At 45.4% G+C, this 15222-nt stretch carries 14 protein-coding genes, 8 tRNA genes and 1 rRNA gene; 2 read left to right on the top strand and 21 right to left on the bottom strand.

The window, feature by feature from the left end:
• Positions 1-68: 68 nt before the first annotated feature.
• The 6 genes from ACFSUO_RS02825 to sigW form a co-directional block, all read right to left on the bottom strand.
• Positions 69-968 (bottom strand): cation diffusion facilitator family transporter, encoded by a 900-nt coding sequence (locus ACFSUO_RS02825; protein ID WP_382390872.1) that lies wholly within the window; start codon positions 966-968, stop codon positions 69-71.
• A 236-nt stretch (positions 969-1204) separates the two neighbouring features.
• Positions 1205-2554 (bottom strand): phosphoglucosamine mutase, encoded by a 1350-nt coding sequence (gene glmM, locus ACFSUO_RS02820; RefSeq protein WP_382390870.1) that lies wholly within the window; start codon positions 2552-2554, stop codon positions 1205-1207.
• 70 nt (positions 2555-2624) lie between these two features.
• The gene (locus tag ACFSUO_RS02815; RefSeq protein WP_382390868.1) at positions 2625-3854 is read right to left on the bottom strand and encodes a CdaR family protein; all 1230 of its coding nucleotides are present in this window, start codon (positions 3852-3854) and stop codon (positions 2625-2627) included.
• Entirely contained in the window at positions 3847-4662 is an 816-nt protein-coding gene (cdaA, locus tag ACFSUO_RS02810) for a diadenylate cyclase CdaA (protein ID WP_382390866.1), read from the bottom strand. Before cdaA ends, ACFSUO_RS02815 begins: the two co-directional genes overlap by 8 nt.
• 183 nt (positions 4663-4845) lie before the next feature.
• Positions 4846-5520 (bottom strand): zf-HC2 domain-containing protein, encoded by a 675-nt coding sequence (locus ACFSUO_RS02805; RefSeq protein ID WP_382390864.1) that lies wholly within the window; start codon positions 5518-5520, stop codon positions 4846-4848.
• A gap of 6 nt (positions 5521-5526) precedes the next feature.
• Positions 5527-6090, bottom strand: a complete 564-nt coding sequence (gene sigW / locus ACFSUO_RS02800; protein WP_382390862.1) for an RNA polymerase sigma factor SigW — start codon at positions 6088-6090, stop codon at positions 5527-5529.
• 139 nt (positions 6091-6229) lie between these two features.
• Here sigW and ACFSUO_RS02795 point away from each other — a divergent pair, with 139 nt between their 5' ends.
• Positions 6230-6379: an aspartyl-phosphate phosphatase Spo0E family protein gene (locus ACFSUO_RS02795; RefSeq protein WP_382390860.1), complete on the top strand. Its 150-nt coding sequence runs from the start codon at positions 6230-6232 to the stop codon at positions 6377-6379.
• A 152-nt stretch (positions 6380-6531) separates the two neighbouring features.
• On the opposite strand, the gene rocF is transcribed toward ACFSUO_RS02795, so the two are convergent.
• The 11 genes from rocF to ACFSUO_RS02740 all read right to left on the bottom strand — a co-directional run bounded on the left by rocF (position 6532) and on the right by ACFSUO_RS02740 (position 13196).
• Positions 6532-7434, bottom strand: a complete 903-nt coding sequence (rocF, locus tag ACFSUO_RS02790) for an arginase (RefSeq protein ID WP_382390858.1) — start codon at positions 7432-7434, stop codon at positions 6532-6534.
• Positions 7435-7601: 167 nt separating this feature from the next.
• Positions 7602-8699 carry a phosphomevalonate kinase gene (locus ACFSUO_RS02785; RefSeq protein ID WP_382390856.1) on the bottom strand — a complete coding sequence of 366 codons (1098 nt, stop codon included), beginning with the start codon at positions 8697-8699 and terminating at the stop codon, positions 7602-7604.
• 12 nt (positions 8700-8711) lie between these two features.
• Positions 8712-9689 carry a diphosphomevalonate decarboxylase gene (mvaD, locus tag ACFSUO_RS02780; RefSeq protein WP_382390854.1) on the bottom strand — a complete coding sequence of 326 codons (978 nt, stop codon included), beginning with the start codon at positions 9687-9689 and terminating at the stop codon, positions 8712-8714.
• 27 nt (positions 9690-9716) lie between these two features.
• A complete protein-coding gene (mvk, locus tag ACFSUO_RS02775) occupies positions 9717-10682 on the bottom strand; it encodes a mevalonate kinase (protein WP_382390852.1) in 966 nt (321 codons plus the stop codon).
• Positions 10679-11968 carry a hydroxymethylglutaryl-CoA reductase, degradative gene (locus ACFSUO_RS02770; protein WP_382390850.1) on the bottom strand — a complete coding sequence of 430 codons (1290 nt, stop codon included), beginning with the start codon at positions 11966-11968 and terminating at the stop codon, positions 10679-10681. Before ACFSUO_RS02770 ends, mvk begins: the two co-directional genes overlap by 4 nt.
• A gap of 292 nt (positions 11969-12260) precedes the next feature.
• Positions 12261-12333, bottom strand: a tRNA-Lys gene (locus tag ACFSUO_RS02765).
• Positions 12334-12453: 120 nt separating this feature from the next.
• Positions 12454-12525 (bottom strand) — tRNA-Gln (locus ACFSUO_RS02760).
• A gap of 10 nt (positions 12526-12535) precedes the next feature.
• A tRNA-Tyr gene (locus ACFSUO_RS02755) sits at positions 12536-12620 on the bottom strand.
• Positions 12621-12671: 51 nt separating this feature from the next.
• Positions 12672-12747, bottom strand: a tRNA-Thr gene (locus ACFSUO_RS02750).
• Between the two features lie 217 nt (positions 12748-12964).
• Positions 12965-13040 (bottom strand) — tRNA-Val (locus ACFSUO_RS02745).
• 81 nt (positions 13041-13121) lie between these two features.
• Positions 13122-13196: transfer RNA gene (locus ACFSUO_RS02740), tRNA-Glu, on the bottom strand.
• Between the two features lie 185 nt (positions 13197-13381).
• Here ACFSUO_RS02740 and ACFSUO_RS02735 point away from each other — a divergent pair.
• Positions 13382-14104, top strand: a complete 723-nt coding sequence (locus tag ACFSUO_RS02735; protein ID WP_382390848.1) for a YwaF family protein — start codon at positions 13382-13384, stop codon at positions 14102-14104.
• A gap of 380 nt (positions 14105-14484) precedes the next feature.
• Here ACFSUO_RS02735 and ACFSUO_RS02730 read toward each other — a convergent pair whose 3' ends face one another.
• The 4 genes from ACFSUO_RS02730 to rrf all read right to left on the bottom strand — a co-directional run bounded on the left by ACFSUO_RS02730 (position 14485) and on the right by rrf (position 15146).
• A complete protein-coding gene (locus tag ACFSUO_RS02730) occupies positions 14485-14652 on the bottom strand; it encodes a hypothetical protein (RefSeq protein WP_382390846.1) in 168 nt (55 codons plus the stop codon).
• A gap of 187 nt (positions 14653-14839) precedes the next feature.
• Positions 14840-14912, bottom strand: a tRNA-Thr gene (locus ACFSUO_RS02725).
• 3 nt (positions 14913-14915) lie between these two features.
• A tRNA-Asn gene (locus ACFSUO_RS02720) sits at positions 14916-14990 on the bottom strand.
• Between the two features lie 40 nt (positions 14991-15030).
• Positions 15031-15146, bottom strand: a 5S ribosomal RNA gene (gene rrf / locus ACFSUO_RS02715).
• Between the last annotated feature and the right edge of the window lie 76 nt (positions 15147-15222).

Raw genomic sequence — 15222 nt, 5'->3', positions numbered from 1 at the left:
CTACAAATTCTAAGAACCTGCACAGACATAGAAAGGGGGAGTTTGGCTGGCATTATACCAAACTGGGATCAGCCAGGGGAATATGGGTTAATATGGACCAGAACGTCATTGACATCCCCATGTTCCTGCATCAGTTTATTTTTAACATTCTTAGAAATATGGTGTGCTTTTTTGACGTCAAGATCGGCATCCACACTGATTTTAAGGTCAACGACCACATAGGCCCCGTGAACTCTCGCCCGTATTTCATCCACCTGCTTCACGCCTGATACACTCTTTGCCGTCAGGATAAACCGATTGCTTTCATCATCATCTAATACATTTTCCAGCACTAAATCAATCGATTCCCGTGCCATTTTGTAGCCAAGACCTATGATAAGCAGTGCAACAACAATACCAGCGACGGGATCAAAATATACCAGCTGACTCCAGCCAATCCGCTCCCCAATCATCGCCCCGCCAACGCCAACCAGAACACCAAGCGAAGATAAAGCATCAGAGCGATGATGCCAGGCGTCTGTTACCAATGCCGGACTGTTGATCCGTCTTCCAAGCCGGTATTTATATTGGTATAGCATCTCTTTAGAAACTATGGAAATAATTACGGCTATCAGCGCGATTCCTGTTGGTGCAGAAGGCTTTTCACCCCAAAATACTTTTACAGATGTCCAGGCAATTTCAAGTCCTGCCAGAATGAGCAATATAGAAACAATGATCGCAGCAATATTCTCCGCTTTCCCATGCCCGTACGGATGCTCTTTATCAGGCGGCTTATTCGCATAACGTATTCCGGCAAGAACAGCAATCGAGCTGACGACATCCGAAGCGGAATGGGCAGCATCAGCAATCAGGGCCCGGCTCCCAGACACCAGCCCAGCTGCCCCTTTTATGGCAGCCAATAACAGGTTGCCGACAATGCCCACCCATGATGCAAATTGTGCCTTACGGTTGCGTTGTTCCTGATCCATGACCCTACCCCCAAAATTCCTGCTTCCATACTCCCATTAGCCTTGACCTTCAGGCAGTAGCATAAACAGTTTCTTTATAGTAACAAACTGGAATCATCTGAGTCTATAGCAACCTTGTTGCAGCCTCTTAGGAAAGTAGACAGTATGCAAGGAAATCACTATGAGGCAAAAGAGTTTCTCTAGAGAAAAATCCGGATATAAAAAACTCCTCCCACTTAGGGAGAAGCCTTTTCACCTTATTCATCTTTCATTCCGAGCAGTTCATCTATCACTGTGGCCACCTTGGAAGCGTATTTTTCACAATCCTCTTTCGTTGGGGCTTCAACCATGACACGTACTAGCGGCTCTGTTCCAGATGGACGCACAAGCACGCGACCTTCCCCGCCCATTTCAGCCTCCACGTCATCAATCGCTTCCTGAATCTTTTGGTTTGTCATGGCCTTATGCTTATCGATAACCCGCACATTTTGTAGCACTTGCGGGTATATATCCATTTCTCCCGCTAGCTCAGACAGTGGCTTCCCTGTTTCCTTCATCACATTAACCAGCTGCAGGGCCGTCAACATCCCGTCACCAGTTGTGTTGTAATCGAGGAAAATGACGTGACCGGATTGCTCGCCACCGAGATTATACCCGCCTTTTCTCATTTCCTCCATTACATACCGGTCACCTACAGCTGTTTTATCACTGCGCATGCCATTTTCTTCGAGTGCTTTATAAAATCCAAGGTTGCTCATAACAGTGGAAACAACAGTTTGATGACGGAGCAAGCCTTTTTGATTCATATGTTTGCCGCAAATATACATAATCTGATCGCCGTCAACAATCGCTCCTTTTTCATCAACAGCAATCAGACGATCACCGTCCCCATCGAAGGCAAGACCTGCATCAGCACCTTTTTCCCGTACAAATTTCTGCAATGCTTCAGGCTGTGTTGAACCGACACCATCATTAATGTTCAACCCATTCGGTGATGCACCAATCGAGTGGATTTCCGCCTCGAGGTCAGCAAACAAATGTGCTGCCAGACTAGAGGTCGAACCATGTGCACAGTCCAATGCAATTTCCAGTCCTTCAAAATCGTTGTCAATGGAATCTTTCAGGAAGGAGAGATACTTTTGTCCACCCTCAAAGTAATCGTTAACCACACCAATATCGGCACCGGACGGCCGGGGCAGGTTATCCCCTGCATCCATTAGCTGCTCGATTTCGTTTTCCTCTTCATCTGTTAATTTAAAACCGTCAGGACCAAAAAATTTAATACCGTTATCTTCGACCGGGTTATGGGAGGCAGATATCATGACACCCGCTTCTGAATTCGTTGCTCTTGTCAAGTACGCAACGCCGGGCGTGGAAATAACTCCGAGACGCATCACTTCCGCACCTATGGACAGCAGGCCAGCAACAAGTGCTCCCTCCAGCATGTGGCCGGACACCCGAGGATCCCGTCCAACCAGTACCTTTGGTTTTTCAGCACCTTTCGTCAGGGCATAACCACCGAATCGACCTAACTTATACGCCAATTCTGATGTCAATTCGGTATTAGCTACACCTCTAACACCATCTGTTCCAAAATACTTTCCCATGTTGTACCTCTCCTTTACTTCCGTTTCACCATGCTTACGAGCATTGACTGTACAAAGTTCCACTATTGCATCACTGCGAAATTTCAATTGTCACTTGTTCAAATTCACTTTTTATGTCTACATCTTCAGGTCCATCCACGGAAATAGAAACCTCATGCTCACCATTTTCCAGCCCCGCGGCATCCAGGGTGATACGAAAATCATCTTTAGAAACTTCACTGACACTGTTTTGACTGCCTGTTACAGTAATGTCCATTTCCGGACCATTCGGGTTGATAAATGTTATATCTTGTCCATCATTAAGGTTTTCCGTGCTGATTGGAATATTTTCAAATGTTTTCGTCCGTTCCAGTTCGACTGTCACCTCAACCGAATCTTTTCCCGGAACATTTGCACCATCCGGCAGAGCCAGTCCAGCTTCTATCGTCCCTGATTCTGTTATATCAGCCAAGTTTATCTTTTCGGTTGATACTTCCTTTATATTCTGAAGTATTTTACTTGTTGCGAACACTTCCACTTCATCTATGTTAGCAGATATGGAGCCCAATGAATACCCATCCTGTAATTCACCAGCCGTCTCCACACTCAGTGGAACCGTTTTGCTTGGATTACTGATCTGAACGGAGACATTCACACTTGGCGGCTCTACGCGGGCGTTCAGCTCATTTCCTCTGGCGTCGTATACTTTCACAGGTACTTCACGGCTGTCAATGGACTCGTCGGCTTCTGCAACATCCACAAATGCCTTCACAATGGCAATCTGATCAATCACTTCTTTGGAGCTTGTGACCGTTACCTGTTTCGGCTCCGTTTGTGAACTGTCAATCTGATATCCCTCTGGAAGCTTATTTCTATTAATATAATCAACAGCTATCGCAAAGTCCTTCGATGCCCGTTCTTCTATTGTCACCTCAATCGTCTTCGGCTCAATATAGACGTTCAATTCTTTGGGTATACCGGTATGCTTCAACTCAACCGTATGCGTACCTGGATCCAATCCTTCCAAATCTACATAGATGTCAAAGTTCTGATTTCGAGCTGTAGCTGTCAATGTACCTGTTGAACCTTCAAGTGAAACTGCAGCAAACTCAGGCACTCCGCTGACAACATATTTCTCCTCGTTAATCCGTATATTAACCGGGACATTCTCAATCGTCTGAATATCCGCGTTTGTGTTCGGGAGCAGTCGGGATTCATTTTGGTACTGATCCATCTCTACCTGCACAAACACATACAATGCAACAGCAAAAGCCAGGGAAATAGCACGAACAAACCATGGACTTTTAAACCAATTATCCATTCTTTTCCCCCCTCTGATGGCGTGACTTGGATTCAGAGGTTCTTAATGACAAGGACAGTTTTTCCCGGAGGTAATGGCGCAGGCCTTCCTGATCAAGATCCCGCTTCATCTCACCGTTTTCGGTACAGGATATGCCTCCTGTCTCCTCCGATACAACAATTGTAATAGCATCGGTGACTTCGCTGATACCCATTGCTGCCCGGTGTCTGGTACCCAGCTCTTTTGAAATGAACGGGCTTTCAGACAATGGCAGGTAGCAGGCAGCCGCTGAAATTTCCTCCTCTTTGATAATAACGGCCCCATCATGAAGCGGCGTATTGGGCGTAAAGATATTTGTCAGCAACTGATGGGTCAATTTACCGCCTATCGGAATTCCTGTCTCAGCATAATCATCAATCCCGGTTTCACGCTCGATGGAGATCAGTGCACCAATTCGCCGCTTAGCCATGTATTGGCATGATTGAACAATCGCTTCCACTTTCTGCTCCAGCACTTCCTCCTCAGAGCTGGAACTTCGCGAGAAAATGTTCCCCCGGCCAAGCTGTTCCAGTGCCCTTCTGAGTTCGGGCTGGAATAATATAATAATGACAACAAAACCCCATTTAATGACTTGGTTTGTAATATATTGAATCGTATGGAGTTCGAATACGATGCTGAAAGCCCAGACAAGCAAAACCACGACAATCCCTTTCAACAGCTGAATTGCCTTGGTGCCTCTGATCAGCATAATTAACTTATACAAAACATACCAGACGAGAGCTATGTCTACGCCGATTCGAAGCAGGTCCAGAAATCCCCCATCAAGCACGTTCACACTTCCTTCCGCACATATGTACAGTAAACTGTACGATCTTCGCAGTCGTTTTCATTATAACATATTTATTATTGTATCATGTTTTATAATAAGCGTAAAAAATGAAGTGTTAAAGCATTCGCGATGGGATCCATTCACAAAAAAACCCGGATCATCTCCAGGCCTTTGTTCATGATTCTATTGTTTTAAGGGGGTAATCCAAATTTGTTTCAATGAAAAAATACTTTTTATGATGTCTTTCAAGTGAAACCACATCCATTCAAATAGCGCATCCACTTGTTTCAGTTCGCCATTCACTTCACCCGCGGAAGCCATGAGCCCTGATCCGTTACTCGCCTCGTCTGTTATTAATTCACCATTAACCAAGACGACATTCCCGTCAACCGTTCCGTCAATTCTTAGATTGCCATTTTTGACAATCAGTTCCCCTTCCACGGTTTCACCTTCTGGCACAATAACCGTATCACCACGAATAACCAGATTTTCCTGTTTAGACACAACCAATGAATTGTTCTCATTCCATGCGGAGAGCACGCCGCCAAACATAAGAATCACGAAGATGGCCGCCGCTGTCAATGCAGGATGTGTCTTAAACCAGCGCAAATACCCCATGCGTTTCTTTTCTTCCGGTAAGCGCTGCATCACTTTAGTTGTAAAATCGGCAGGCGCCGTGACCTGCTCTGTACTCTGGACGAGTGTAACCGCGCGTTTTAACTCATGGAAGTGTTTCTGGCAGAGCTCACAGCCTTGCAAATGGATACGTAACTGCTCTTCTTCCTGCCTAGTTATATCTCCATCTAAATATTTATGCATGAGTCCCACTGATTCTTTGCTGCAATTCAAGCTGATCACACCCCTTTACACATGGCGAAGCTTCTTTCGCAATGCTTCGCGCCCTCGATGAATTCGTGTCTTCACGGTACCGAGCGGAACGTCTGTAATTTCACTGATTTCCTGGAGTGAAAACTCTTCCAAATACTTTAAGATGATAATGCTGCGATATTTCGGTGGAAGTCCGGCGATTGCCCGGTGAATAACTTCCTGAAGTTCCATCCCCTGTACTTCCTCCTCGGGGAGCCGATTACCCGCCGCAAGCTGTGAATATAGTGTCAGGCCGTCTGCCCCTTTAATCTCAGCATCCAGATAATAGTCAGGCTTTCGCTTGCGCATACGGTCTATGGTCAAATTCGTTGCAATGCGGTACAGCCATGTCGGGAATTTCCGGTTTTCATCAAACGAATGGATATTAACATACACGCGGATAAATGTCTCCTGTGCGATATCTTCCGCTTCATACCTGTTCCCCAGCATCCGGTAGCAATGCTGAAAAATCTTATGCTGATAAAAACTGACTATAGCTTCAAATGCGGCCTGGTCCCCTTTTTTGACCTGCTTTACTTTTTCTCTAATAATCCAGTCCATCTTATGTACCTCCGCTAACCATGCGGTATTAACCATACGGAATAACACCGTAAAAGGTTTCAAAAAATAAAAGAATCGTTTAGTTCTCCAATAAAACGGGAATTTTCTTAGTATAGTATACTAGATAGGAGGGGCATTTGTGGATAAAAATTCAATATTATTGAAAAAGATTGAACAATGCCGGAAAGAAATGTTGAACATGAGCAGCCAATATGGACTGACTTCACAGGCAGTTATTCAATCCAGCCAACGATTAGACGAGCTATTGAATCAATACCAGAATGCCTGAGGCAACAAATGAAGAAAAAGAACAAATGAAAGACAAGACATTGGGGGAATTCGATGTCCTTTCATAATAACCTCAGCCCGATATAGAAATAGACAGCACAAAAGACACCCAATCATATGGATGGATGCCTTTTAACAGACTATCTTTTTTGTTTACTTCAGTTTCTCACCAAACAGTGTTCCTATCAAACCGACTGCCATGGTGGCTGTTTTATTTTTATCATCCAGGATTGGATTTACTTCCACAAACTCTGCTGATGTAAGAATTTCCGATTCAGCCAGCATTTCCATTGCTAAATGACTCTCACGGTACGACAAACCGCCAATTACTGGCGTCCCTACACCAGGTGCTTCTTCCGGATCCAGTCCATCCAAATCAAGACTCAAATGAACACCATCCGTTCGCTCCCGCAAGTACTCAATTGCCTCGTTCATCACTTGAGACATCCCCATTCGATCAATTTCATGCATCGAATAGACGTTCATTCCTTTTTCCTGGATTAATTCTCTTTCACCCGGATCGAGTGAACGCGCACCAATTATAACAACATTTTCAGGTTTGACCTTAGGCGTGTAATCAAGAATTGTTGTAAGCTTTTCATGACCAATACCAAGACTGACTGCAAGTGGCATCCCATGTATGTTTCCCGATGGTGATGTGTCACCTGAATTAAGATCGCCATGTGCGTCGTACCAGATAACACCAAGGTTTTCATGATGCTTAGCCACACCTGCCAGACTGCCGATTGCAATACTGTGATCCCCACCAAGCACCAATGGAAAGCTGCCTTTCTCCATTTCCTGGTCTACCAGTTCAGCAAGTTTCTGGTTACTTTCGGCGACTTGCTGCAAATTCCGCAAATTTCCATCCTGTACTTCGTTCTTCCCGTCCGGACGGGAAACCGGAACATTGCCCAAATCCGAAATATGATACTGCAAGTTTTCCAGCCGTTCGGTAACACCGGCATACCGTATGGCACTCGGACCCATATCCACACCGCGCCTGTTTTGGCCAAGATCCATTGGGACACCAATAATCGACATATTTTGCTTCATTTTAATTGCCTCCCCTCAGCTTTATTGTAGCCAAAAAGGAAGCAATGACTCAACTCGACAAAAAACTGAATATATATGCAATATTTACTTAGGTGGCATCTGATATGATAACCAATGAAGAATTCCGGCAATTAAAAAAGCAGGCATGCCGCATGAGGCATTGCCTGCTATATGATGGAAGCACCAGTCATGCACGGACGCATTTCCAGCGGCTGAATTCCTTCTCGTTTCCATGCCTCCATCAACTGGTCCGCTCTTTCCCTTGAAGGCATGAAAGCAATTCCGCAGTCGCCGCCGCCAGCACCAGATGGCTTTCCCGCGCCACCGTATGCCTCCGCAAGGTCACATAGTGCAGTGAGCCTCGGGGTTTCGATCGCAACATTTGCATTCCTGCCAAGTACCTTCAAGGCTCTCCTGTTTTGTCTGATACCTTCTAAAACTGATGCTGAATCCCCTGTGTTAAGCCCCTGTAAAAAGATAGTTACCGCCTGTTTGCTGCCAGTTAAAAAATCGTTATACAACTCGGGAGAAGATGTTTTGAGCATGGAGATTTTCCCGACTAGCTCAGACGTTGACGCCGGTGAGCCGGTCCAGCCAATGCACATATAACTATCTTCCGGCAATTGTGCAGGTTCGACCGAGAAATATGGCCAATCGTTTTGCACAAGTTCTGTGATGCTCGCTGAAGACTTATATGCTTCCTTTAGCCAATCGGCCTGAAAAGAAGAATACTCCAGCCATCCCCCATAGGAAGACGCAGCTACATCAGCGCCGGAACCACTCCCTTGCGTAATGACATGGGAAACGGCAGCTAACTTAAAAACCAATGTTTCCGGTGGCTTTTCAGGAAGAAACCTGGCAAGCATTGCAAAAACAGCAGAGGTGACAGCTGCAGCACTTGAGCCGAGACCATATTTGCGGCCGGAAGCGTCATCCAATTCACTGCGGATCGACAGGTGAAAGTTGAGCGGCGTATAGTTGTTTTCCCGTAAATATGTATAAACAACGGACATCGCATTTTCGACAAATTGCACGCGGGTGTCATCAGTTTTAATACGGACAGCCCCCGCTTCATACGTCCAGGCCAATCCGTACAGATCAAAGGTTTCAAGGGAAAGGCGGTTCTCATCACTTTCTTCCAGCCTCGCATAAACAAAGCGGTCAACTGCCATGACGGCCAGTTTCTGATAAGGCTCAAGCACAGCAAACTCCCCCGCAATCATCAGCTTGCCGGGGACGCGTACTTTTAATGTTGAATTAGGCAAGACGTTCAACTCCTACATGCAGGTTACTCCCTGTCCAGCTTTACTCATAATGACATCATGGACGCCCGGAATGGAACGGAGCTTTTGCCGTACTATTTCCTCATATTCCGGCAAGTAAAGGACCTTGACATTCGGTCCGGCATCAATCGTGAAGTAAGCCGGTACCCCGTCAGCCCTTAATGCCCGTACAGCTTCCATAATCAGGAGTGTTGTATTCTGCCAGTACATAAATGGCGGATCGGCCGCCAATGTTGTTGCATGCATCCGCAGACAGTTGGCCTCGGCTATCGACCCGACTTTCTCAAAGTCCTTCCGCATAATTCCATCTTTTATCGCGGCAAGGTCAGCCGGGATGCTTTCCACCCAGCTCGGATAAAAAGGGGATGTGTCCACTGTGCGCTTCATCCCTTCCCTGCTCAGTACCTTTTTGGCGTCCGAAGACAGAACAGCAGCGGCCACTCTAATGTCCCAATGGTCTGGAGGAGTTACCTGGACAGCATATGAATCAGATCCATCCGCCCTTGTCCCTTTTTCCCACTCGACAAAACCACCATAAACCGAACGGCACGCGGAGCCTGAACCTTGTCTAGTCAGCGCGGATAATTCCTGATTGCTGCACTCCAGGCCAAGTGCCCTTGCTGCAGCCGCGGCCAATGCAGCAAAGCCTGAAGCAGATGATGCAAATCCGGCAGCAGTCGGCACATGGTTAACCGAATGAATTTCCGCATAAGTACCTTCTTTGCCCGCCTTTTTCCGTATCCGGTCCAGAAATGATACAACTCGGTTACGTTCACCGCCGGAAACTGCTTCATCATTCAAATAGAAAACATCCTCTGTCCAATCATCATGGAACTCAACAGTTGTTTCTGTATAAAAGCCATCCAATGTCAATGACAGGCTGTTATTCATTGGAAGTATGAGCGACTCATCCCGTTTTCCCCAATATTTAATTAAGGCAATATTCGTATGGGCTTTAGCTGTTGTCTTCATGTTTACGACTCCCTTTTTCCATTCCATCTAGTCCGTCTTTTTATTCAGTGCGAAAGACCATACAGCGTGTGCCCCAAATTTCTTCAGTTTTTCGCAAAGCTGTCTGGAGTGCACCTCATTGCGGGCCAGTGCAATCACACAGCCGCCATTGCCGCCTCCTGTTAATTTGGCGCCAAGTGCCCCCTCCTGACGGGCAAAATAAATCAGCCTGTTCAGACCGGCATCACTTACACCAAGTGCCTCCAGTTCCTTCTGTGCTTCGTTCAGCATCTGGCCAAGCAGGTTCTTGCTCGCACTTTCCAAAGCACTCCTGGCACGGTGTGTAATATCCCCAAGCCGCTCTAACTTTGATTGAATTCGTTTCGGTGCAGATTTAATCAGCTTGCCTACGGATTCAACAGCCAGACGTGTATCGCCCATCCGGCCTGAGTCTGCAACGATAAAGTGAAAATCACCTTGAGGTTCTATCCGATCAATCGGCTGTTCTTTTTCATACCAGACCGGAAGCTCAGATGTAATGGTCAGTGTATCAATTCCACTGGGCTCCCCATGGGCATACCGTTCCGAAATGTCGGCCAATTCAAGAATATCTTCCTCCGTATATTCCCGATCCGCATAAGCGAAAAGGGATCGTATGACTGCGATTGCTACCGATGCACTGGACCCAAGACCTTTTCCGGGTGGTATGGAAGATTTAATGCGAATCAGCAAGTCTTCGCATGGTAAATCAAGCTTTCTCAACGTGGCTCGTATACAATTCGCCAACCCATCCAGCGACTCAGGAGCTGATGCAATCGGTCCATGATAGAACGTACTGTCCATCTTCACCGAACCTGGAACATAATCAACGACTGCCTCCACTCCTACTAAAGGAAAAGGGAGTGCAATTGCCGGCTGTCCGTGTACAACCGCATGTTCCCCGATAAGGATTAATTTACTATGAGCTACACCAATAGCTGTTTGTACGGAAGTTGTCGCTTTTTCTGCACTCATTTTTTATACTCTTCCACCAATTCTTTAGCTTTTCCGACACGGATTTCATTTTCTTGAATCAAACGTTGCGATATCACATCTATCATCTCCCCTGTGGCTCCTGCTGCAATGGCTACGGATCTGGAATGCAAAGCCATATGCCCCTTCTGGATTCCGTCTGTTGCTAAAGCCTTTAATGCCCCGAGGTTTTGGGCAAGTCCAACAGCTACAATAACTTGCGCAAGTTCCTGTGCTGAATCAACATTTAAAAGTTTATGAGCAATGCTGGATATCGGGTGAACACGAATCGATCCACCTACCGTCCCAACTGACATTGGCAGTTCCAGTTCACCAATTAGATTGCCCTCGTCATCCTTGGACCATTCTGTCATGGAGGTATACCGGCCATTACGTGCCGCATGTGCATGGGCTCCAGCTTCCACTGCACGCCAGTCATTGCCTGTTGCAATCACAACCGGGTCAATTCCGTTCATAATACCTTTGTTATGCGTCACTGCACGATACGGATCAGATGCCGCGAATTCATACGCATGAATGACACCATCCCGCACCTCTTCGCCGGAAAACTCTTCCGACCCAAGCAAATCAGTTGGTATAACACAGCGCGCGCGTGCAAGACAACGATCCGGGTAGTTGGAAAGAATTCGTAAATAGACTTTTCCGCCTGTTAATTCCTCAACTGTTGGAGCCAGGGACTCAACCATCGTATTAATGATATTCGCTCCCATGGCATCACACGTATTAATATATATATGGAGGACGAGCATTTGACTATACTTCGAACCCGGCTCTTCATTCAGGATTCTGACATCCAAATCCTCTGCACCACCACCCCTGTTCACTAAACTAGGGTATGCAGCATTCACAGCATTAATCAAATTATCTTTTTCATGTAAAATAGCTTCTTTCGCTATATAAAAATCCTGGCATCCGACTACTTGGATCTGGCCAATCATGACACGATCAGTCGCCTCCGTTGTGAACCCGCCTGCATTCCTGACAATTTTGGCAATATGACTTGCAGAGGCAACAACTGATGGTTCCTCAATCGCCATCGGCACAACGAAATCCTTGTCATTAATCAAAAAGTTCAGTCCTAGTCCCAGAGGAAGCGGGAATGTACCCACAACATTTTCTATCATGTTATCAGCGGTATCCGTTGACAACGCTTCTTTGGAGAATAGATACGCTGTGTCCTCTTCCGTAAAACTCTCCATTTTCGCAAGCAATTCCCGCCGCTGTTCAACGGTCATATTATAAAAGCCAGGAATCCTGGAAGTCTGCATGCCATCTCATCCTTTTACCAACTTATTATACGGCAATAAACACGATTTGTTTATGATTCAACTGTGTCTATTATGTAAAAAAACAGCATAAAATGCAAATAAACAAGGCTGTTGGCAATCATAACGACCTTGTTTATTTTCCATTATAATATGTGTTATGGATTTCCGCTAGCATTTTTTAATATCGATGAGATTTGGAGGATTCCGCCGCCCCTAGCTAGTCCTTGTTTCCTTTAATCCTAATCAGAAACAAGGGGAACCGAGAGGTGAGAATCCGACATATCTTCTTTGATGAGCCATGGAGGATTCGAACCTCCGACCCTCTGATTAAAAGTCAGATGCTCTGCCAGCTGAGCTAATGGCTCCTGTTGGGCATTTGGTCTATTATAGAGTGGATCACCTGATGGTCTGTTGCATCAGACAGACCTGACAATCGTTTAACGTACAGGCAGCATTTACTGAAAAGCAGACCAAATAAAAAAAGACTGGGCTACCAGGATTCGAACCTGGGAATCACGGGATCAAAACCCGATGCCTTACCGCTTGGCTATAGCCCAATGTAACATATGGTGGAGGGGGAGAGATTCGAACTCCCGAACCCTGAGGGAGCGGATTTACAGTCCGCCGCGTTTAGCCACTTCGCTACCCCTCCGTAGTTATTATAACTGATTTCTTAAGAATTTATACATCAAAATTAAATAAATGGTGCCGGCCAGAGGACTTGAACCCCCAACCTACTGATTACAAGTCAGTTGCTCTGCCAGTTGAGCTAGGCCGGCATATAGATAGTGATTCATTTACTTGTACTGTTTTCTTTTGATTAAACCGCTCGTCGTGTTGCACGCTAGTTCATTGATGCCGCACTCCTCGCAAGCCTGCACTTGGTAGCTTAATCTGTGTTGTTAGCGGCTTGCTCTGCCAGTTGAGCTAGGCCGGCATACTTTAAATAGTCTGTTTAGCTTTCGGGATTTTTATACATGTTGGAGGTGGAAATAATGGTGGAGGATGCAGGGTTCGAACCTGCGACCCCTTGCTTGTAAGGCAAGTGCTCTCCCGGCTGAGCTAATCCTCCAATACACAGGACGTGCTAATCCATGTATTACGGCAAAACATCGCAAATTTAACATATCTCCATGCAATCCTTAAAAGGAAATGGTGACCCGTACGGGATTCGAACCCGTGTTACCGCCGTGAAAGGGCGGTGTCTTAACCACTTGACCAACGGGCCACTGAACATGAAAAAAGCCAATATGTATTCTTGCGTTCACCGACGAGTATTATTATATACAGTTTGTCCATTTTTGTAAAGAGGATAATACAAAAAAATTATTTCCGGTACGAATATTTTACTTTACAATTATATTAAACCATAATCAAAAAAATCACATCACTAATGAAAGGATGACTAAAACAATGGCATCCATATTTCTGGAACAAAGTGGCTCGCCTTTTACAGCATTCGGTTTCAGTCACATAACCACACTGCTCGTTTACATTATTGGTCTTACCATTTTAATGTTGTTTACCAAAAAAATACTGAGTAAACCATCTATTTATCAATTCATTCGTTGGAGTCTCTTCACCCTCCTCATTTTATCCGAAATAAGCTACCAGCTATACACAGCACTCAACGGCATTTGGAGCTTGAGTGAGCATATGTTTCTGCATCTATGCGGCATTGCGGGCATAACAGGCGCAATCTCCCTGCTCACCCATAATAAGCAATTCATTCAGATCACATTTTTCTTTGGACTTATCCCTGCATTTTTAGCTTTAGTCACACCCGAACTACCTTATGACTTCCCACACTACCGGTTTTTGAAGTTCTTTATTCATCATATCGCTATTTCGTGGACCGGTGTATTTTTAGTCATAACAAATCATGTAACGATACCATTTCCGTCTTTTATTAAATCCTATGTCTATTTACTGATATATGCCGCTATCATAGGTTTCTTTGTCAATCCTCTTTTAGGTTCTAATTATTTGTATCTCTCGCACACACCAGCAGCCAGCACTCCCCTGGATTTGCTTGGCAATGGAGTCTGGTATTACGTCAATCTATGTATTTTAGCGTTTATTGTTTTCTTTCTGCAGTATCTAGTATACAGCACACGGGCAGGCATAAAACAATAAATGTATCCAGTTATGTCTTTAGGCTGACCGGAAAACAGTCTGGAATTGCCCAGTTCATATCTTCCCGGTTTAAAAGATCGCAAAAGAAGCTACTAAAAGCTGCTTCAGCTGCAACTCTTTCGGTATGTCATTTTCACTGGACTTTTTAGAACAACCTCTTCAAGTGCGCGTTCAAAAGGAGGATAAAAAGGACCGAGAAGTTTAAGGCGGCGCAGCTTTGAGTAGCGGAATGTATGCAATATAATACATGAGCATAAGGAATGCCCCCCCTGAATCCGCATCGCACGCAGGAAAAGTGATCTTCTTTTCCAAGGAACGGAAAAGCAAGCCAACGAAGAAATTCGATGTGTCTTTTTTACCGGACTTTTTGAATAACCTCTTCAAGAATATATAATGGCAGCAACCCAGACAATCACAATAACCGGCAGTGATGTGTAAAGAGATTGCCATAGTTTCATTTTGTGCTTTTTTATAAGATAAACAGCCACAAATACTTCCATAATCGTTACAACAACTGCAATCAATATAAGTATCGGAAAGCTTGTCATAATTATCCTCTCCCTTGCACAGGACGTGCTAGTGTCGATAATGCGGCAGGACGTCGCGTTATTATCAGCTGGGCTGTTTATTTGTGAGTTATCCACGTTTAAGGGTGATGGTCTTACTCCCAGTTAATGCGTAAAATAAAAAGCAGCTCAAGCCCTTGATTAATAAGGGTCTAGGCTGCTGCATCAAAGCTTCCAGCCGGACTCGAACCGGCGACCTCTTCCTTACCATGGAAGCGCTCTACCGACTGAGCTATGGAAGCAAATGGCTCCACAGGCAGGATTCGAACCTGCGACCGATCGGTTAACAGCCGATAGCTCTACCACTGAGCTACTGTGGAATAATCTGAAAATATCAATTAAAGATATATATACAAATAAGCCTGGCGGCGTCCTACTCTCGCAGGGGCAAGGCCCCAACTACCATCGGCGCTGGAGAGCTTAACTGCTGTGTTCGGCATGGGAACAGGTGTGTCCTCTCCGCTATCGCTGCCAGACCTCTGTAATGACAGGGTGCTCTGTTAGACGCACAGAACTATGTTTAAAATGAAGAACAAGAATTATTATATGCAT

Origin of the sequence: Lentibacillus juripiscarius (assembly GCF_042685205.1) — a bacterium.
Taxonomy (GTDB): domain Bacteria; phylum Bacillota; class Bacilli; order Bacillales; family Amphibacillaceae; genus Lentibacillus; species Lentibacillus juripiscarius.
The sequence above is the reverse complement of the archived record's forward strand: the minus strand, read 5'-3'. Positions and strand labels throughout refer to the sequence as shown.